Source organism: Bariatricus sp. SGI.161, from assembly GCF_050313695.1.
Lineage (GTDB): Bacteria > Bacillota > Clostridia > Lachnospirales > Lachnospiraceae > JAFBIX01.
The window spans coordinates 76,289-94,657 of the sequence record NZ_JBNPLX010000006.1 but is presented as its reverse complement, the minus strand read 5'-3'; the positions used below and the strand labels follow the sequence as shown (position 1 = coordinate 94,657).

The 18,369-nt window shown below is 42.7% G+C and carries 18 protein-coding genes and 1 other annotated feature; of the genes, 16 read left to right on the top strand and 2 right to left on the bottom strand.

Going from position 1 to position 18,369, the window contains the following annotated elements; genetic code table 11:
* Positions 1-9 precede the first annotated feature (9 nt).
* On the bottom strand, positions 10-1,227 hold the full coding sequence (gene pepT, locus ACQRBH_RS05225) for a peptidase T (protein WP_427761100.1): 1,218 nt from the start codon (positions 1,225-1,227) through the stop codon (positions 10-12).
* 251 nt (positions 1,228-1,478) lie between these two features.
* On the opposite strand from pepT, the gene ACQRBH_RS05220 reads away from it, so the two are divergent.
* The 12 genes from ACQRBH_RS05220 to ACQRBH_RS05165 all read left to right on the top strand — a co-directional run bounded on the left by ACQRBH_RS05220 (position 1,479) and on the right by ACQRBH_RS05165 (position 10,565).
* Positions 1,479-2,768, top strand: a complete 1,290-nt coding sequence (locus ACQRBH_RS05220) for an aminotransferase (RefSeq protein WP_427761099.1) — start codon at positions 1,479-1,481, stop codon at positions 2,766-2,768.
* Positions 2,769-2,939: 171 nt separating this feature from the next.
* Positions 2,940-3,320: a YbaN family protein gene (locus ACQRBH_RS05215; protein WP_427761098.1), complete on the top strand. Its 381-nt coding sequence runs from the start codon at positions 2,940-2,942 to the stop codon at positions 3,318-3,320.
* An 8-nt stretch (positions 3,321-3,328) separates the two neighbouring features.
* Entirely contained in the window at positions 3,329-3,661 is a 333-nt protein-coding gene (locus ACQRBH_RS05210) for a nitrous oxide-stimulated promoter family protein (RefSeq protein WP_427761097.1), read from the top strand.
* 150 nt (positions 3,662-3,811) lie between these two features.
* The gene (gene rpmG, locus ACQRBH_RS05205; protein WP_083262913.1) at positions 3,812-3,961 is read left to right on the top strand and encodes a 50S ribosomal protein L33; all 150 of its coding nucleotides are present in this window, start codon (positions 3,812-3,814) and stop codon (positions 3,959-3,961) included.
* Between the two features lie 22 nt (positions 3,962-3,983).
* The gene (gene secE, locus ACQRBH_RS05200; protein WP_235231576.1) at positions 3,984-4,175 is read left to right on the top strand and encodes a preprotein translocase subunit SecE; all 192 of its coding nucleotides are present in this window, start codon (positions 3,984-3,986) and stop codon (positions 4,173-4,175) included.
* 31 nt (positions 4,176-4,206) lie between these two features.
* Entirely contained in the window at positions 4,207-4,722 is a 516-nt protein-coding gene (gene nusG, locus ACQRBH_RS05195) for a transcription termination/antitermination protein NusG (RefSeq protein ID WP_235231577.1), read from the top strand.
* A gap of 198 nt (positions 4,723-4,920) precedes the next feature.
* A complete protein-coding gene (gene rplK / locus ACQRBH_RS05190) occupies positions 4,921-5,346 on the top strand; it encodes a 50S ribosomal protein L11 (protein WP_235231578.1) in 426 nt (141 codons plus the stop codon).
* A gap of 59 nt (positions 5,347-5,405) precedes the next feature.
* Entirely contained in the window at positions 5,406-6,098 is a 693-nt protein-coding gene (rplA, locus tag ACQRBH_RS05185) for a 50S ribosomal protein L1 (RefSeq protein WP_235231579.1), read from the top strand.
* A 99-nt stretch (positions 6,099-6,197) separates the two neighbouring features.
* Positions 6,198-6,334 (top strand) — a sequence feature (ribosomal protein L10 leader region).
* A gap of 44 nt (positions 6,335-6,378) precedes the next feature.
* A complete protein-coding gene (gene rplJ, locus ACQRBH_RS05180) occupies positions 6,379-6,912 on the top strand; it encodes a 50S ribosomal protein L10 (RefSeq protein WP_427761096.1) in 534 nt (177 codons plus the stop codon).
* Positions 6,913-7,041: 129 nt separating this feature from the next.
* Entirely contained in the window at positions 7,042-7,416 is a 375-nt protein-coding gene (gene rplL / locus ACQRBH_RS05175) for a 50S ribosomal protein L7/L12 (RefSeq protein WP_235231583.1), read from the top strand.
* A gap of 292 nt (positions 7,417-7,708) precedes the next feature.
* Positions 7,709-9,844, top strand: coding sequence for a glucose PTS transporter subunit IIA (locus ACQRBH_RS05170; protein ID WP_427761095.1), 2,136 nt, complete (start codon positions 7,709-7,711; stop codon positions 9,842-9,844).
* Positions 9,845-9,869: 25 nt separating this feature from the next.
* Positions 9,870-10,565 carry a PRD domain-containing protein gene (locus ACQRBH_RS05165; protein ID WP_427761094.1) on the top strand — a complete coding sequence of 232 codons (696 nt, stop codon included), beginning with the start codon at positions 9,870-9,872 and terminating at the stop codon, positions 10,563-10,565.
* Positions 10,566-10,643: 78 nt separating this feature from the next.
* Here the strand turns inward: ACQRBH_RS05165 and ACQRBH_RS05160 are convergent, their stop codons facing one another.
* Positions 10,644-11,903, bottom strand: coding sequence for an IS110 family transposase (locus ACQRBH_RS05160; protein WP_427761093.1), 1,260 nt, complete (start codon positions 11,901-11,903; stop codon positions 10,644-10,646).
* Between the two features lie 308 nt (positions 11,904-12,211).
* On the opposite strand from ACQRBH_RS05160, the gene ACQRBH_RS05155 reads away from it, so the two are divergent.
* The 4 genes from ACQRBH_RS05155 (at position 12,212) to ACQRBH_RS05140 (ending at position 18,364) form a co-directional block, all read left to right on the top strand.
* Entirely contained in the window at positions 12,212-12,385 is a 174-nt protein-coding gene (locus tag ACQRBH_RS05155; RefSeq protein ID WP_427761092.1) for a PRD domain-containing protein, read from the top strand.
* A gap of 32 nt (positions 12,386-12,417) precedes the next feature.
* On the top strand, positions 12,418-12,675 hold the full coding sequence (locus ACQRBH_RS05150) for an HPr family phosphocarrier protein (protein WP_427761091.1): 258 nt from the start codon (positions 12,418-12,420) through the stop codon (positions 12,673-12,675).
* A gap of 25 nt (positions 12,676-12,700) precedes the next feature.
* Positions 12,701-14,317: a phosphoenolpyruvate--protein phosphotransferase gene (gene ptsP, locus ACQRBH_RS05145; RefSeq protein ID WP_427761130.1), complete on the top strand. Its 1,617-nt coding sequence runs from the start codon at positions 12,701-12,703 to the stop codon at positions 14,315-14,317.
* A 177-nt stretch (positions 14,318-14,494) separates the two neighbouring features.
* Complete coding sequence (locus ACQRBH_RS05140; protein WP_427761090.1) at positions 14,495-18,364, top strand: DNA-directed RNA polymerase subunit beta; 3,870 nt, start codon at positions 14,495-14,497, stop codon at positions 18,362-18,364.
* The last annotated feature ends 5 nt before the right edge of the window (positions 18,365-18,369 follow it).

The following is an 18,369-nucleotide window of genomic DNA, read 5'->3' as shown; positions in this document are numbered from 1 at the left end:
GGTGATTCATTATCGAGAATATAGTTTTATGAGCTCAACTAACATTTGGGTTACTTTTTCCATGCTTTCGATGGTTATGTGTTCGAAAGGAGTGTGGAAAGCATGACCGCCTGTCCCGATATTTGGGCATGGGAGACCGTGAAAACTAAGCCAGCAACCATCCGTTACACCTCGAAGCGGAATAACCTTAGGTTCTATTCCGGCGTTTATGCATGCCTGGATGGAATTTTGGATTAAATGCATGTGATGCTGGATGACTTCCGCCATGTTTTTGTGAGTATCGGTCAGAGTCAATGAGATGGTATTGGGTCCCCATTTTTTGTTTAATGCATTTGTGATTTGGCGAAGTATTGTCTTCCTTTCCTCAAAATGTTTCTGGTTATGATCTCTGATACTATAATGAAGCTCAGAATGTTCGGAATCTCCGCTTATATTTGTTAAATGATAATAGCCTTCATATAATTCTGTGTCTCTTGGAGTCTCATTTTGCGGCAACATGTTGTTAATCTCGATTGCTATAAGGCTGGCGTTTACCATCGTGTTTTTTGCGCTGCCGGGGTGGGTGGAATATCCATGAATGGTAAAATCTGCCTGGCAAGCATAGAAAGTCTCGTATTGAATTTCTCCTTCCCCTTCACCGTCAAGTGTAAATGCATAATCAGCACCGAATTCTTCAAAATCAAAATAATGCACTTCGTTATACATTTCTTCATCGGGTGTGAATGCAATGCAGATAGTTCCGTGAGGAATTCCTGATGTCAGGATGCATTCTGCCATTGTGATGATTTCAGCAATGCCGGCTTTATCATCAGCGCCTAGAATTGTAGTCCCGTCGGATGTTATTAAATCCTGTCCTTTATAAAGAGAAAGATGGGGATATTCTTCCACCTTCAAAGTACGGTAACTGTTGCCGAGAGGGAGATCCTGCCCTTGGTAGTTTGGGTGAATGACAGGGTTAATCTGATGTTCACAAAAGTCAGAAACTGTATCTAGATGAGCTAAAAATCCTAACTTTGGTTTCTCTTCGTAACCAGGTGTTGCTGGTAAAGATGCGTATACAAAGCAATGTTCAGTTACTCTTGCATTATTGATTCCAAGACCATGCATTTCTTCGACTAATAGATTGGCTAATGTAAATTGTGAGTTAGTAGAAGGACATCTTTTTTGAGTAGAATCACTTGCTGTTTGTATTGCTGCATATTGTAAAAATCTTTGATAAGGTTTCATAAAAATTCCTCTTTATATAAAAAATAAGTATAGATAAAGTATAACATAATTTTTGTTCAAAATACTGAAAAGAATAATAATGAGAATTTGCAAGTTTTTGAACAAAAAATTGCATATTAAAACGAAAAAGTCAGCTTTTTAACAATGTAAATACAACAAAAATGCAAGTATATATTGACATTTTTTCAATATATACGTAAAATAGCAAATAGTGACGCTATGAATGAATGAAGATACAGGAGGGAACCCCGATGACACCATATAGTCAGTTGAGTAAAGAAGAGTTATTAGCATTAAAGAGTGATCTGGAGCAGCAGTTTGAAGATATAAAGGGCAAGGGCCTGAAGTTAGATATGTCTCGAGGCAAACCGTCAAAAGCACAGCTTGATCTGAGCATCGGAATGATGGACGTTTTGACCAGTGAATCAGATCTGGTAAGTTCTGATGGCGTAGACTGCAGAAATTATGGAGTTCTCTGCGGAATCAGTGATGCCAGAAAATTATTGGCGGACATGTCTGAGGTGCCGGAGAGAAATATTCTTATCTATGGTAATTCAAGTCTGAATGTTATGTTCGATACCGTATCACGCGCTATGACACATGGTATTATGGGAAGTACTCCATGGTGCAAGTTAGACCATGTAAAATTCCTGTGTCCAGTGCCAGGATATGACCGCCATTTCGCCATTACAGAGTTCTTTGGAATTGAGATGATCAATATTCCGCTTCTGGAGACGGGACCGGATATGGATATGGTGGAGAAATTAGTGGCTGAGGATGATTCCATCAAAGGAATCTGGTGTGTACCGAAGTATGCGAATCCAACTGGAATATCCTATTCCGATGAGACGGTAAGAAGATTTGCAAGATTGAAGCCGGCTGCAGAGGATTTTCGTATTTTCTGGGACAATGCATATTCCATTCATCATCTTTACGATGATAAGAGAGATGTGATCCTTGAACTGTTAAATGAATGTATTAAGGCAGGTAACCCGGACATGGTTCTGAAGTTCATCTCCACTTCCAAGGTGTCATTCCCAGGATCCGGAATCGCCGCACTGGCAGCTTCTGAGGCAAATATTGAAGACGCAAAACAATATATGAAGTTCCAGACGATCGGACATGATAAGCTGAATCAGCTGCGCCATGTACGCTTTTTCAAAGATATGCCGGGTATGTATGCACATATGCGTAAGCATGCGGATATCCTTCGCCCGAAGTTTGAGAAAGTAGAAGAAGTTCTGGAAAAAGAACTTGGCGGACTTGAGATTGGAACCTGGACGAAACCGCTGGGCGGATATTTTATCTCCTTTGACGCGATGGAAGGCTGTGCAAAAGCAATCGTTGCAAAGGCGAAGGAAGCTGGACTTGTCATGACAGGTGCCGGTGCAACGTATCCATACGGAAAGGATCCAAAAGACAGCAATATCCGTATTGCACCGTCTTTCCCGACGGTTGAGGAACTGGCAGTGGCAGCAGAGATCTTTGTTCTTGGTGTAAAACTGGTAAGTATTGACAAGTTATTGAGTGGAAAAAATTAATAGAAAGTTATTGAGAATATTATCCAGTAAAGAAACGGGTATTTATATTGACAGGATAATTAAAATTTGATATCCTCTGGGAAGTTAGAAGAAACTAACTACCCTGGGGGATATTTTTTTACGCATGAGTTAGTGATAACTAATTACCAATAATATGCAAGGAGAGAAGTGATGAAAAATCCAATAAAAATAATCTGGATGGCAGCAGGTGTGGTATTTCTGGTAATAGGAGCAGTAGGTGTTGCACTTCCGGTGCTTCCGACCACGCCGTTTTTACTGCTTGCTTCCTTTTGCCTGGCAAAGGGGTCGAGAAGACTTCATGAATGGTTCGTAGGAACCAAATTATATCAGAACCATCTGGACAGCTTTGTAAGAAACAGAGCGATGACACTTAAGACCAAGCTAGGGATACTTTTCCCGGCATCTGCAATGCTTTTGCTGGCATTTGCGGCGATGCAGAATGTCTATGGCAGAGGATTCATCCTGTTTTTGATTCTATTCAAATATATCTATTTCTTTACATGCATCCGCACGATCAGGAAAGAGGCATAAAGGATGAGATGTCAGCAAAGAATAGTCAGCAAAAACGAGAAAAAGAAAAACAAGTTATAGATCAGATGATTGCTATATATTGCCGAAAGAATCATCGGCATCTGCACAAGGAGAATGGATTATGCAGTGCATGTGAAGAATTACGACGCTATGCAAGGATGCGGGTGGATCACTGCCCATTCATGGAGACGAAGACTTTCTGCAATCAGTGCAAGGTTCATTGCTATCAGCCAAAGATGCAAGAAGAGATTCGAAAGGTCATGCGCTTCTCGGGACCGCGAATGCTTCTGTATCATCCGGGGATGGCAATCTGGCATATGATTAGTACGTTAAAGGGTTAAATATAGAAAAAGGACTTGCTTTTTGGCTTGTGGTATGGTACACTATCCTAGCGAATGGAAGTAGGTCTTTTTTTTATGCCTAAAATTAGGGTAGCCTCGCAAGCTACCAAGTAACAAGTTAATTTAGACAAACAAAGCGAGGTGGAAGTTGTGCGTACAAGAATCACATTGGAATGTACAGAATGCAAACAGCGTAACTACAACATGACGAAGGATAAGAAAGCTCATCCGGAACGCATGGAGACTAAGAAGTACTGTAAGTTCTGCAAGTCACACACATTGCACAAAGAAACAAAATAGTCGCTGCAAAGGAGTGGGTGTCATGAGCGATAAGACGCAGAAGAAAAGCTGGTTCAAAGGTCTTAGCAGAGAATTTAAGAAAATCATTTGGCCAGATAAGATGACAGTAGCAAAGCAGACGGCAGCAGTTGTTTCTGTAACCGTAGTTCTGGGTGCGATCATTGCGATCATTGATTTTATTGCCCAGTACGGAGTGGATTTATTAGTAAGATAACTGATAATCTGCACGCAAGAAAGGTGAGTTTATGTCAGAGGCAAAATGGTATGTAGTTCATACTTATTCTGGGTATGAGAACAAAGTAAAAGCCAACATTGATAAGACAATTGAAAACAGACATCTGGAAGATCAGATTCTGGAAGTTCAGGTGCCAATGCAGGATGTCGTTGAGATGAAGAATGGTGTCCAGAAGGCGACGCAGAAGAAGATGTTTCCAGGCTATGTTCTGATTCACATGATCATGAACGATGATACATGGTATGTTGTCCGCAACACAAGAGGTGTAACTGGGTTCGTAGGACCGGGATCTAAGCCGGTTCCGCTTACGGATGCAGAGATGGCATCGCTGGGAATCAGAGAAGAGAATATTGTCGTAGATTTTGAAGAGGGCGATACTGTTCAGGTAATTGCCGGTGCATGGGCAGATACAGTTGGAGTTATCCAGTCTATGAACATGCAGAAGCAGAGCCTTACCATCAATGTTGAATTATTCGGCCGTGAAACACCGGTTGAAATAAGTTTCGCAGAAGTTAAAAAGATGTAACTGCTATAAGCAGTGCACGGGTTACATTATTGGCTGCAGGGGAGCTCGCTCACCGACAGACATATAATGGAAACCGTATAGGGCGACAGCCCTCAGCGAGATGAAGCGCAGCGCAATCGAGCTGGCACTGTGGAATAAGTAAAACAAAAAAGTGGGAGGGACAAAGATTCCCGGGAGTACCACAAGGAGGTAATTAAAATGGCAAAAAAAGTAACAGGTTATATTAAATTACAGATTCCTGCCGGCAAAGCTACACCGGCACCACCGGTTGGTCCAGCACTTGGTCAGCACGGTGTAAATATCGTTGAATTTACAAAGCAGTTTAATGCAAGAACTGCAGATCAGGGAGATTTGATTATTCCTGTTGTTATCACAGTTTACAATGACAGAAGCTTCAGCTTCATCACAAAGACACCACCGGCAGCTGTTTTGATTAAGAAAGCCTGCAACATCAAATCTGGTTCAGGCGTTCCGAACAAGACCAAGGTAGCTACGATCACAAAGGAACAGGTAAGACAGATCGCAGAGACAAAGATGCCAGACTTAAATGCAGCAACAATCGAGAGTGCTATGAGCATGATCGAAGGAACATGCCGCAGTATGGGTGTTAAAGTTACTGAATAAACGTGTAAACAAGAATCGTGGGAGGGTTATCCCGACATTACCACAAGGAGGTTATTTAGATGAAAAGAGGAAAGAAATATGTTGAAGCTGCAAAAGCAATTGACAGAGGAACTCTCTATGATGTTGCAGATGCAGTGGCATTAGTTAAAAAGACTGCAGTAGCAAAATTCGATGAGACCATCGAAGCTCATATCAGAACCGGGTGTGACGGACGTCACGCTGACCAGCAGATTCGTGGAGCAGTTGTACTGCCACACGGAACAGGTAAAAAAGTTCGTATCTTAGTATTCGCAAAGGATGCAAAAGCTGAAGAAGCTAAAGCAGCTGGAGCAGATTACGTTGGAGGAATGGAACTGATCGAGAAGATCCAGAAAGAAAACTGGTTTGAATTCGACGTTGTTGTTGCTACACCAGATATGATGGGTGTTGTAGGACGTATCGGTCGTGTACTTGGACCAAAAGGTCTTATGCCAAACCCAAAAGCTGGTACAGTAACAATGGATGTTACCAAAGCAATCCAGGAGATCAAAGCTGGTAAGATTGAGTACAGACTTGACAAGACAAACATTATCCATGTGCCATTAGGAAAAGCTTCATTTACTGAAGAACAACTTGCGGACAACTTCCAGACGCTGATCGATGCAATCAACAAAGCAAGACCTGCAGCAGTAAAAGGCCAGTTCTTAAAGAGCGTGGTTCTTACTTCTACAATGGGACCGAGCGTAAAAGTTAACCCATTAAAGCTTGTTTAATTAGTTGGATTGAAATAATCGATGTATATATAATACCCCTGCTAATTTGGCAGGGGTATTTTTGAAAAAGATATTGACAAATATATAAAATGGTGATAACATAACTGACAGTGACTGCCGAAGACAGCAGGTGCGAAAGCGTAAGTATTACAATCGCCTGCCGAGGAAAGTTAGATTCGAATTTGTGAATTATAACGCCTCTGTGTCTTTGGACATAGGGGTGTTTTTTGAATATTCCTTATAAGCAGTCGGACAAATAATATAAGGAGGTGCACCATTCGTGGCAAAAGTTGAATTAAAACAACCAATCGTACAGGCTATTGCAGATGACATCAAGGATGCAGCAAGTGTTGTATTAGTAGACTACCGCGGATTAACTGTTGCTCAGGACACAGAACTGCGTAAACAGTTAAGAGAAGCAGGAATCATCTACAAAGTTTGTAAAAACACAATGATGAAGAGAGCTTTTGAAGGAACTGATTTCGCAGCTTTAGACGAACACTTGGAAGGACCAAGCGCTATCGCGATTTCTAAAGATGACGCAACAGCTCCGGCAAGAATCCTTTGCAAGTTTGCAAAAGATGCAAAAGCCCTTGAATTAAAAGCAGGTGTTATTGAAGGTACAGTATACGATGTTGACGGACTGACAGAACTGTCCAAGATTCCATCAAGAGAAGAATTACTGTCCAAGTTACTTGGAAGCTTACAGTCACCTATTACAAATCTTGCTCGTGTTCTTAACCAGATCGCAGAGCAGGGTGGCGCTGAGAACTGTGTAGCAGCAGCTCCGGCAGAAGAAGCTGCAGAGGAGTAGAGCACTTATCGAGGTATTTTCGAGATTAGTGCGAACCCGTTCTTTGAACTTAGCGAGGTGTTATCGAGCTTAGTGAAAAGAACTTCATTTAAGAATTAAAAAAATAAAACAAAAATGGAGGAAAATAAAATGGCAAAATTAACAACAGCTGAATTTATTGATGCAATCAAAGAATTATCAGTATTAGAATTAAATGACTTAGTAAAAGCATGTGAAGAAGAATTTGGTGTTTCTGCAGCAGCAGGTGTAGTAGTTGCAGCAGCAGGCGGAGAAGCTGCAGCAGCAGAAGAGAAAGATGAGTTCGATGTAGAGTTAGTATCTGCAGGCGCATCTAAGGTTAAAGTAATCAAAGTTGTTCGTGAGATCACAGGACTTGGATTAAAAGAAGCTAAGGCAGTAGTTGACGAAGCTCCGAAGGTAGTTAAAGAAGCTGTTTCTAAGGCAGAAGCTGAAGAAATCAAAGCTAAACTTGAAGCTGAGGGTGCAGAAGTTAACCTTAAATAATCAAAAAGATGATTTTTCAAAGAGCTGTTCCAATTGGAATGGCTCTTTTTGTCTTTTTAGAAGAAGTGTTGTAAAATCAGAAAAATGGCTTGACAAACCCAATTTCAAATGATAATTTAATAATCAGTGATAGCATGTTACTTGTTTTTTTGAAAAACGAGGCATTAACTATACATAAATGTAAAAGATATTTATGTGTGTTAGTGCCTTTTTTTATACCATTTTTTATGGAATCTACTCTCTTACTGATGTACATAGATGTCTGAACGCAAAAAGGAAAAGGAGAAAAAAGATGAAAGACAAAATTTTTGGTGTGCTACAGCGCGTGGGAAGATCCTTTATGCTCCCGATTGCTATCCTGCCTGTAGCCGGACTGTTACTGGGAATCGGTGGTTCCTTCAGTAACGCAACGATGCTCGCAACATATGGATTGGACGGAATCCTGGGTGAGGGAACCGTATTTAACGCCATTTTTCTGGTTATGAAGGATGCGGGAAATATTGTTTTTACGAATCTTCCGATTATATTTGCCATGGGTGTGGCGATTGGTATGGCGAAGAAAGAGAAGGAAGTTGCTGCTCTTGCGGCTGTTATCGCTTTCTTCATCATGCATGCATCCATTGGTGCGATGATTGAGATTGGCGGCGGAGCAGAGACCTTGCTGAATGGAGCGACAACATCTGTATGTGGAATTACATCTCTTCAGATGGGAGTGTTCGGAGGTATGCTCGTAGGACTTGGAGTGGCAGCTCTCCACAATCGTTATTACAAGATTGAATTGCCGCAGGTTCTTTCGTTCTTCGGCGGTACAAGATTTGTTCCGATCGTGTGTTCTTTGGTGTACACTGGAGTTGGTATCGCAATGTACTTTATATGGCCTGTTGTGCAGAGCGGAATCTACGCAATCGGTGATGTGGTATTGAATTCTGGGTATTTTGGAACCTGGGTCTACGGATTGATGGAACGTCTGTTGATTCCGTTCGGTCTGCACCATGTGTTCTATCTTCCGTTCTGGCAGACGGCATTAGGCGGCACACTAGAAGTTGCAGGACAGACGATTGAGGGTGCACAGAACATTTTCTTTGCACAGCTTGCAGATCCTGCGGTAGAGCACTTTGCAGTGTCTGCGACAAGATTTATGTCTGGTAAGTTCCCACTTATGATCTTTGGACTTCCAGGAGCAGCTTTGGCGATGTACAAAACAGCGAAACCGGAAAAGCGCAAAGAAGTAGGCGGCCTTCTGCTGTCGGCAGCGTTGACATCCATGCTGACAGGAATTACAGAACCATTGGAATTCACTTTCTTGTTTGTAGCACCTCTTTTGTATGGAATTCACTGTGTGTTTGCAGGACTTGCGTATATGTTGATGCATGTCTTTCATGTCGGAGTGGGAATGACATTCTCGGGCGGACTGATTGATATGTTCTTGTTCGGTATTCTTCAGGGAAACGCGAAGACCAATTGGATCTGGATTGTAATCGTGGGAATTGGATACTTTATTGTATATTACTTCCTCTTTGGTTTCCTGATTCGAAAGTTGGATCTGAAGACACCGGGAAGAGATGACAGTGAAGAAGTGAAGTTGTATCGAAGAAGTGATGTGGAGGCAAGAAAGAAAGGGGAAGGTTCAGCGACAGGAACTGCTGTAGATGAATTGTCACAGACAATTTGTCAGGGTCTTGGAGGCAAGAAAAATATCTCGGATGTGGACTGTTGTGCTACCCGACTTCGCTGTACGGTCTATAAAGCGGAACTGGTGAATGATGCGCTCTTGAAATCAACAGGAGCATCTGGAGTCGTTCATAAAGGAAATGGAGTACAGATTATATATGGACCGAGAGTTACAGTTATTAAGTCTAATCTGGAAGATTATCTTGAGACAGCACCAGATGAAGAATATGTGGCTGATGTTCAGGAAGAGACGGTAAAAGAGAACCAGAATGAAGAAAAAGAACAGAAAGTTGTGAAGACGATCACCATCTCCAGCCCGGTAACGGGTGTTGCGGCTGATCTAGGGACAGCTCCGGATGAGGCTTTTGCCGGAAGAATGATGGGCGATGGTGCGGTTGTGACACCGAAGGATGCATATGTGTGCGCACCGGAAGACGGAGAGGTGTGTTTTGTATTCGAGACGAAGCATGCGATTGGATTCCAGACAGATTCTGGAATTGGTCTTCTGATTCATATGGGAATTGATACCGTTAAATTAGAAGGAAATGGATTTGAAGTGTTAGTCGAGAACGGACAAAAGGTGAAAAAGGGTGAGCCGATGCTTAAGATGGATCTGGATTACCTGCAGGCAAATGCACCATCTATGGCATCACCGGTACTTTGTACGGAACTGGAGGAAAATCAGAAGATCCGCCTGTTGAAGGAAGGCGAAATTCAGGCGGGTGAACCGCTTTTTGCAGTGGACTTCTGCGAATAAAGAGAAAGTGTGAGTGGGGAAAAGTATGTACAGGATAAAAAAGGTGTTGAATCATAACACGATCATAGGAATTCAGACCGAGAATCATCAAGAATATCTTATCATGGGCAAGGGAATCGGTTTTGGGAAAAAGGTGAGTGAAAGAGTGGAGGCAAGAGAAGAAGATGCCATCTATTCTCTTCAGGCATCCACAGACCGTGGAGATGCACGTGAACTGGTGAAAGAGATCTCGCCGGAGTGTCTGGAGATTGCGAATGAGGTTCTGGATGAGGCAGAGAAAATATTTGGAAAGATTGACAGAAGTATACTTTTCCCCATGGCAGACCACATTGAGTTTGCAATAAAGAGAATGAAAAACGGTGAGCAGATCAGCAATCCGTTAACGGAAGATATCCGAATTCTGTTCCATATGGAATTCAAGGCTGCAAGCTGTATTGCACCGATCCTGGCAAGAAAAATGAATCTTCGGATTGATGAAGATGAGGTGGGCTACATTGCACTTCATATTCATTCGGCAATTGAAGATGAGAAAGTGTCGCAGGCTATGCAGATGGCTCGCGCAGTCCGGGAATGTATTTCGCTGGTGGAAGAAGAGATTGGAAGGCCAATCGATGTCATGTCGCTGTCTTACAATCGTCTGATGAATCATATACGATATATGGTTGCGAGGGCAATCAGTGGAGAGCAGCTTAAGGTGAACAAGTTTGAAACAAAGAGGTAGCAGATAGAGTATAAATTTGAACATCACAAATAAGCCATCATATGGTGGCTGAAAATTGAATATTAACGCAACACCTAATCAGGAAGCAGGTGAAGGATCATCCTTGATGAGATAACCTCGTTGCCTTAGCAGATTAAGTGCCTGAGAAGTGGTAAGAACTTTTTCTTTGTTCACAGGACGTGATTCAAGAAAGCCTTCTGGTGTATATGGCTTCAGATCTGTAAGTATGTGCCAGATAGCGGTCAGGATCATACGACAGATAGCAATGATGGCTTTCTTGTGACCACGGCGTGCTTTGATACGTTTATAGCGAGTAGTAAATTCGGGAAGTTTCTTCGATTTGATTAAAGCATTTGCAACTTGTACTAGAACTGGTTTAAAATAGGAACCAGCACGGGAAATCCGAGTGGATTTGATTTTGCGGTCGCTTTTATCATTTCGAGGACAACATCCGGCCCAGGAGACGAGGTGTTTAGCTGTGGGGAAGACAGACATATCACCGCCAATCTCTGAAAGCACTTGAATAGCAGTCATTGGATTCTTATCGAATCCGGGAACAGTCCTTATTAAGTTTAAAGCAGCCTCATATTTATCACTGAGACGAAGGATTTCCTGTTCTACTTCTGAAATGTGCTTTTGTAATTCATCGATATGATCAAGGCATTGTCTAAGTTTCACAGCTTGTTCTTTAGAGATAGCCCCATCAATGGCCGCCTGTATTTCTTCAATGGGAGTTTTGCAGCGACCATGAACGAAAGGTGCTACATCAAATTTTTCACCAGGGTGTTGCAAAATCTGTTCTGTAATAGAACGAGAAGATTTACCAAATACATCAGAAAAAACATCATCAAGTTTTAGATTGGATACTGTAAGACAATTCTGAGCACGATTCTTTTCACCGGTAATCATGCAGGTGAGTTTGAAACGGTATCTTACAAGATCCCTAAGTTCTCTGATGTCAGCAGGTGGAATAAAGGAAGGTTTAACCATACCACACATGTATAGATCGCAAATCCATTTCGCATCTTTACGGTCGGTTTTGTTTCCTTTCATCGGTTTTGTGTATTTGGGATGAGACAGAGTAACCCAGATTTTGTGTTGCTCTAAGATATTGAACACAGGGATCCAATACTTTCCGGTAGATTCCATGCATACATCTTTACAGTTGTATTTTGCAAGCCAGTCACACAACGCATTCAATCCTTTTGTGAAGGAAGAAAAGCGAGCTTGCTTGTACTCTGTACGATTATTGGAATCAGTAATACCGATACAGGCATAGCTCCATGTTTTGTGGACATCAAGTCCACAGCAATTGAATTTCAAAATTTTAAAAGACAAGTAACTACCTCCTGAATTTATAGTTATAAAACTGACAGTGACTGGTCATCCGGCGAGATCGAGTCGACTTCGGAAGAGATAAGTTTACGGGCTACTGTTATGCGCCACTCATTGATGCCTTAACGGATGACCGACAACATATATGAATACGAGGTCGCCGCTATACAGCCCCGCCACTCACCTCCACGTGTTCTGTAGTGTGTCAGTCTTATAAGAAGATAATATCAGAAGGAAAACAGATTAGATAGCGAAAGGTCAGTGCACCAGTTTCATGACGCATTGGTGTCTTTCGCAGAAAGACGGGATATATGAATGATTACATGGGAATTAAGTTTCCACAGGCTTTCCGGACAGCGAAGGTTATCTGCGAGCGGGTTGGAAAAAGTCTGAAGTGTAATCTAAGTGAAGTGGAGATCGGATATCTGGCCATGCATATTGAAAGAGTAACAAGTGATGAACGAGAAAGTTCTGATAATAAATAGGAAAGAATAAAAACAAAAAGGAGATTAAAATTATGAAGACATTTAATTACGTTATTACAGATGAAGTGGGAATCCATGCAAGACCGGCAGGAATGTTGGTAAAAGAAGCAAAGAAATATGAATCACAGATTATGATCAAAAAAGGAGACAAGCAGGCCGATGTCAGAAAACTGATGATGTTGATGGGCATGGGGGTAAAATGTGGCGAAGAAGTCACTGTAGAAGTTACCGGCTCAGATGAAGAAGAGGCATGCGCAGCAATGGAAGCATTTTTCAAGACAAACTTATAATCAGAGAAGACCAGAGGTAGCAGAGATGGAAGTTTATCAGGGAAAATCAATATTCAAAGGCATTGCCATAGGAAAGCTCTTCTTCTACCAAAAAGGAGAACAGTCCGTAAAGAGAGAAAAGATTCAGGATACTGCAACAGAGATTCAGAGATATGAGGCGGCGCGCCAGGAAGCGATTGATCAGTTAAATGTCCTGTATGAAAAAGCAGTCAAAGAGGTGGGAGAGGTCAATGCAGCTGTCTTCGAGGTTCATGCCATGATGCTGGAAGATGATGACTATGTAGATTCTATAGTAAATATCATCGAGACACAGCGGGTCAATGCAGAATTCGCGGTTGCGACGACTGGAGATAACTTTGCTGCAATGTTTGCAGAGATGGATGATGATTATTTTAAGGCCAGAGCAGTGGATGTTAAGGATATATCCGAACGGCTTGTGAATGTCCTGAGTGGAAGAAATGATGGTGGGGATCTGGGAGCAGAACCTGTCATCGTTGTGGCGGATGACCTGGCACCAAGTGAGACGGTGCAGATGGACAAGGAGAAGCTGCTGGCATTCGTTACCCGCTATGGTTCTTCTAATTCACACACGGCAATTCTTGCAAGAACTATGAATATCCCGGCGCTGATCGGAGTAGAGATTCAGGAAGACTGGAATGAAAAACTGGCAGTGGTGGATGGTTATGAAGGGAAATTATACATCGATCCGGAAGAAGAAGTGCTTACAAAGATGCGAAAGAAGCAGAGAGAAGATCTGGAAGCCAGAGAATTGTTAGAGCAACTTCGGGGCAAAGAAGATGTAACCCTGGATGGAAAGAAGATTCGTCTGTATGCGAACATTGGAAGCGTGAAGGATGTTGCGGGAGTATTGGCCAATGATGCGGCTGGTATCGGTCTGTTCCGAAGTGAGTTTTTGTATCTGGAAGCTGACGATTATCCGGATGAAGAAGCACAGTTCCAGGCATATAAGACGGTTGCAGAGAATATGGCGGGCAAAAAAGTGATTGTCCGGACGCTTGATATCGGTGCGGATAAACAAGTGGATTACTTCCATATGGAAAAAGAAGAGAATCCGGCTATGGGCTATCGTGCGATCCGAATCTGCCTGGATCGACCGGAGATATTCAAGACTCAGCTGCGAGCCCTTCTTCGCGCAAGCGCATATGGCAATATTGCAATTATGTATCCGATGATTATCTCTGTCGATGAAGTGAGGAAGATCAAGGCGATTGTGGAAGAGATTAAGCGAGAACTGGATGCAAAAGGAATTTGTTACGGAGAAGTGGAGCAGGGGATTATGATAGAGACGCCGGCAGCGGTCATGATCAGTGATCTGCTGGCACAGGAAGTTGACTTCTTCAGTATCGGAACGAACGATCTGACACAATACACACTTGCGATTGACCGCCAGAATATGAAACTTGATAATATCTACGATGCACATCATCCGGCAGTGCTTCGAATGATTCAGACAACTATAGATAATGGACACCAGCATGGCTGCTGGGTAGGTATCTGCGGAGAACTTGGCGCGGATATGACATTGACAGAGACGTTCCTGAAGATGGGAATCGATGAACTGTCCGTATCACCATCATTCGTATTACCGATCCGTAAATTGATCCGGCAGATACGTCTGTAGCAGAGAGGGGACGGGGGGCTTTTCAAAAACCTCCGCCCCCCTTTTTGAAAAAATAAAAAAAGTGATTGACAAGCTCGAAAAGTTTATGATATAGTAAAAAATGCGCTATTGTGGAAAGTTATACCGTGATATCGTTCGGAATCTAGTTAAAATATAAATGAGGAGTGAAACGTCAATATGGAGAAAAACAGAATTCGTCCTATCAAAAGTGGAAAAAGTTCACGCATGAGTTATTCCAGACAAAAAGAAGTTCTTCAGATGCCTAACTTGATCGAAGTCCAGAAGGATTCCTATCAGTGGTTCCTGGATGAAGGGTTGAATGAAGTATTTGATGATATTTCCCCGATTACTGATTACAGTGGTCATTTAAGCCTGGAATTTGTTGATTTCACTTTGTGTGAAAAAGACGTGAAGTACACAATCGAAGAGTGTAAAGAGCGTGATGCGACTTACGCGGCACCATTAAAAGTAAGAGTAAGACTTCATAACAAAGAGACAGACGAAATCAACGAGCATGAAATCTTCATGGGGGATCTGCCGTTGATGACCAGTACAGGTACGTTTGTAATTAATGGAGCAGAGCGTGTTATCGTAAGCCAGTTAGTGCGTTCCCCAGGTATCTATTATGCAATTGCACATGATAAAGTAGGTAAGAAACTATATTCATCTACTGTTATTCCGAACCGTGGTGCATGGCTGGAGTATGAGACGGATTCCAATGACGTTTTTTATGTACGTGTAGATAGAACAAGAAAGGTACCGATCACCGTGTTGATTCGTGCGCTGGGAATCGGTACAAATCCAGAGATTGTTGAACTTTTTGGAGAGGAGCCGAAGATCCTTGCAAGTTTTGAGAAGGATGCGGCTACGAACTATCAGGAAGGTCTTCTGGAATTATATAAGAAGATCCGTCCAGGCGAACCGTTGGCAGTGGACAGTGCAGAGAGTCTGATTACCAGTATGTTCTTTGATCCTAGACGTTATGACCTTGCAAAAGTAGGAAGATATAAATTCAATAAAAAGTTGGCTCTTAAGAACCGTATCTCTGGTCAGGTGCTGGCAGAGGATGCTGTGAGTCCAATTACAGGAGAAGTAATTGCAGAAGCCGGAACTAAGATTACCAGAGAACTGGCAGATCAGATTCAGAATGCAGCCATTCCATATGTATGGATCGAGAGACCGGAAGAAGAGAGAAATATTAAGGTTCTTTCTAATATGATGGTTGATCTTGCAGCAATCGTAGATATTGATCCGAAGGAAGTCGGAGTTACCGAACAGGTATATTATCCGGTTCTGGCAGGTATCTTGGAAGAGACCGCCGGTGATGTTGATGAGCTGAAAGATGCGATTAAGAGAGATATCCATGATCTGATTCCAAAGCATATCACAAAAGAAGATATCCTGGCATCTATCAACTACAATATTCATCTGGAATATGGTCTTGGAAATGATGACGATATCGACCACCTTGGCAACAGACGAATCCGTTCCGTAGGTGAGTTGTTACAGAATCAGTACAGAATAGGTCTTTCCAGACTGGAAAGAGTTGTCCGTGAAAGAATGACAACCCAGGATCTGGAAGGTATCTCACCACAGTCACTGATCAATATTAAGCCTGTTACAGCTGCTGTGAAGGAGTTCTTTGGTTCTTCTCAGTTGTCACAGTTCATGGATCAGAATAACCCACTGGGTGAGTTGACCCATAAGAGACGTCTGTCTGCTCTTGGTCCAGGTGGTCTGTCAAGAGACCGTGCCGGATTCGAGGTTCGAGACGTTCACTATTCACATTATGGAAGAATGTGCCCGATTGAGACACCTGAAGGTCCGAACATTGGTCTGATCAACTCTCTTGCATGCTATGCGAGAATCAACCAGTACGGATTTATTGAGGCGCCATATCGTAAGATTAATCATGACGATCCGGCCAATCCGGTCGTAACAGAAGAAGTTGTCTATATGACAGCTGATGAAGAAGATAACTATCATGTAGCACAGGCCAACGAGCCGTTAGATGCAGAAGGACATTTCATCCATAAGAATGTATCCGGTCGTTACCGCGAAGAGACACAGGAATATGAGAGAAGAATGTTCGATTATATGGACGTATCTCCAAAGATGGTGTTCTCTGTTGCTACAGCATTGATTCCTTTCCTGGAAAATGATGATGCGAACCGTGCGCTGATGGGATCCAACATGCAGCGTCAGGCAGTGCCTCTTATGATGACAGAAGCACCAGTTGTAGGTACAGGTATGGAAGAGAAATCTGCGGTTGACTCCGGTGTATGTGTTGTGGCAGAAGCAGGCGGCGTTGTAGAACGCTCTACTTCTACAGAGATCACCGTTCGTCAGGATGATGGAAGTCTTAAGAAGTATAAATTAACCAAGTTCCTCAGAAGTAACCAGAGTAACTGTTATAACCAGAGACCGATCGTATTCAAGGGTGAAAGGGTAGAAGCCGGTGATGTAATTGCTGACGGACCATCTACATCTAATGGTGAGATGGCTCTTGGTAAGAACCCTCTGATCGGATTCATGACCTGGGAAGGTTATAACTACGAGGATGCGGTATTATTAAGTGAAAGATTAGTACAGGAAGATGTCTATACATCTATCCACATTGAAGAATATGAAGCAGAAGCACGTGATACCAAGTTGGGACCAGAAGAAATCACACGAGACATTCCGGGTGTTGGTGATGATGCTCTGAAGAATCTGGATGAGAGAGGCATCATCCGTATTGGTGCAGAAGTACGTGCCGGAGATATTCTGGTTGGTAAAGTAACTCCGAAGGGAGAGACAGAACTGACCGCAGAAGAGAGACTGCTCCGCGCGATCTTCGGTGAAAAAGCACGTGAAGTAAGAGACACTTCCCTGAAAGTGCCACACGGAGAATATGGTATCGTTGTTGATGCGAAGGTATTTACAAGAGATAATGGTGATGAACTGTCTCCGGGAGTGAACCAGTCTGTTCGTATCTATATTGCACAGAAGAGAAAGATCTCTGTTGGTGATAAGATGGCCGGACGTCATGGTAACAAGGGTGTCGTTTCCCGAGTACTCCCTGTAGAGGATATGCCGTTTTTGCCAAACGGACGTCCTCTGGATATCGTGCTGAACCCATTGGGTGTGCCTTCACGTATGAATATCGGACAGGTATTGGAAATCCACCTGTCACTGGCAGCAAAAGCATTAGGATTTAACATTGCAACACCAGTATTTGATGGTGCAGATGAAAATGATATTATGGATACACTTGACCTGGCAAATGATTATGTAAACTTAAGCTGGGAAGAGTTCGAGGCAAAGCATAAAGAAGAATTGCTTCCAGAAGTGCTTCAGTATCTGTCTGACAATAGAGAACACAGAAAGTTGTGGAAAGGTGTTCCGATTTCCAGAGATGGAAAGGTTCGTCTGCGTGACGGAAGAACCGGAGAATATTTTGACAGCCCGGTAACCATCGGACACATGCATTATCTGAAACTGCATCACCTGGTTGATGATAAGATCCATGCACGTTCAACCGGTCCTTACTCACTTGTTACACAGCAGCCGTTAGGTGGTAAGGCACAGTTCGGTGGACAGCGTTTCGGTGAGATGGAGGTATGGGCACTGGAGGCCTATGGTGCATCTTACACATTGCAGGAAATCCTGACTGTGAAGTCAGATGATGTTGTCGGCCGTGTGAAGACTTACGAGGCAATCATTAAGGGTGAGAATATCCCAGAGCCGGGAATTCCAGAATCCTTCAAGGTATTGTTGAAAGAATTACAGTCTCTTGGATTGGATGTACGTGTACTGCGTGATGACAATACAGAAGTAGAGATCATGGAAACTGCCGATATGGGTGAAACTGATTTTCGCTCATTAATTGAAGGAGACAGAAGGTACCATCAGGATGATGATCTTGGGGCACATGGCTACACAGAACAGGAATTCCAGGGTGAAGAACTGGTAGATGTGGAAGAAGAGCCTGAAGATGATGACTTCGATATGGAATTTGAAGAAACTGATGACTATGGATATGACGATATGTCAGATAATGAATAGGAAGG

Excerpts from the sequence above, each read along its gene's own strand:
- ptsP (WP_427761130.1), top strand. The coding sequence starts at position 12,701 with ATGGAAGTTTATCAGGGAAAATCAATATTCAAAGGCATTGCCATAGGA.
- ACQRBH_RS05155 (WP_427761092.1), top strand. The coding sequence starts at position 12,212 with ATGAATGATTACATGGGAATTAAGTTTCCACAGGCTTTCCGGACAGCG.
- rplA (WP_235231579.1), top strand. The coding sequence starts at position 5,406 with ATGAAAAGAGGAAAGAAATATGTTGAAGCTGCAAAAGCAATTGACAGA.
- nusG (WP_235231577.1), top strand. The coding sequence starts at position 4,207 with ATGTCAGAGGCAAAATGGTATGTAGTTCATACTTATTCTGGGTATGAG.
- ACQRBH_RS05215 (WP_427761098.1), top strand. The coding sequence starts at position 2,940 with ATGAAAAATCCAATAAAAATAATCTGGATGGCAGCAGGTGTGGTATTT.
- ACQRBH_RS05165 (WP_427761094.1), top strand. The coding sequence starts at position 9,870 with ATGTACAGGATAAAAAAGGTGTTGAATCATAACACGATCATAGGAATT.
- ACQRBH_RS05210 (WP_427761097.1), top strand. The coding sequence starts at position 3,329 with ATGTCAGCAAAGAATAGTCAGCAAAAACGAGAAAAAGAAAAACAAGTT.
- rplK (WP_235231578.1), top strand. The coding sequence starts at position 4,921 with ATGGCAAAAAAAGTAACAGGTTATATTAAATTACAGATTCCTGCCGGC.
- ACQRBH_RS05150 (WP_427761091.1), top strand. The coding sequence starts at position 12,418 with ATGAAGACATTTAATTACGTTATTACAGATGAAGTGGGAATCCATGCA.
- ACQRBH_RS05220 (WP_427761099.1), top strand. The coding sequence starts at position 1,479 with ATGACACCATATAGTCAGTTGAGTAAAGAAGAGTTATTAGCATTAAAG.
- pepT (WP_427761100.1), bottom strand. The coding sequence starts at position 1,227 with ATGAAACCTTATCAAAGATTTTTACAATATGCAGCAATACAAACAGCA.
- ACQRBH_RS05140 (WP_427761090.1), top strand. The coding sequence starts at position 14,495 with ATGGAGAAAAACAGAATTCGTCCTATCAAAAGTGGAAAAAGTTCACGC.
- rplL (WP_235231583.1), top strand. The coding sequence starts at position 7,042 with ATGGCAAAATTAACAACAGCTGAATTTATTGATGCAATCAAAGAATTA.
- ACQRBH_RS05170 (WP_427761095.1), top strand. The coding sequence starts at position 7,709 with ATGAAAGACAAAATTTTTGGTGTGCTACAGCGCGTGGGAAGATCCTTT.
- secE (WP_235231576.1), top strand. The coding sequence starts at position 3,984 with ATGAGCGATAAGACGCAGAAGAAAAGCTGGTTCAAAGGTCTTAGCAGA.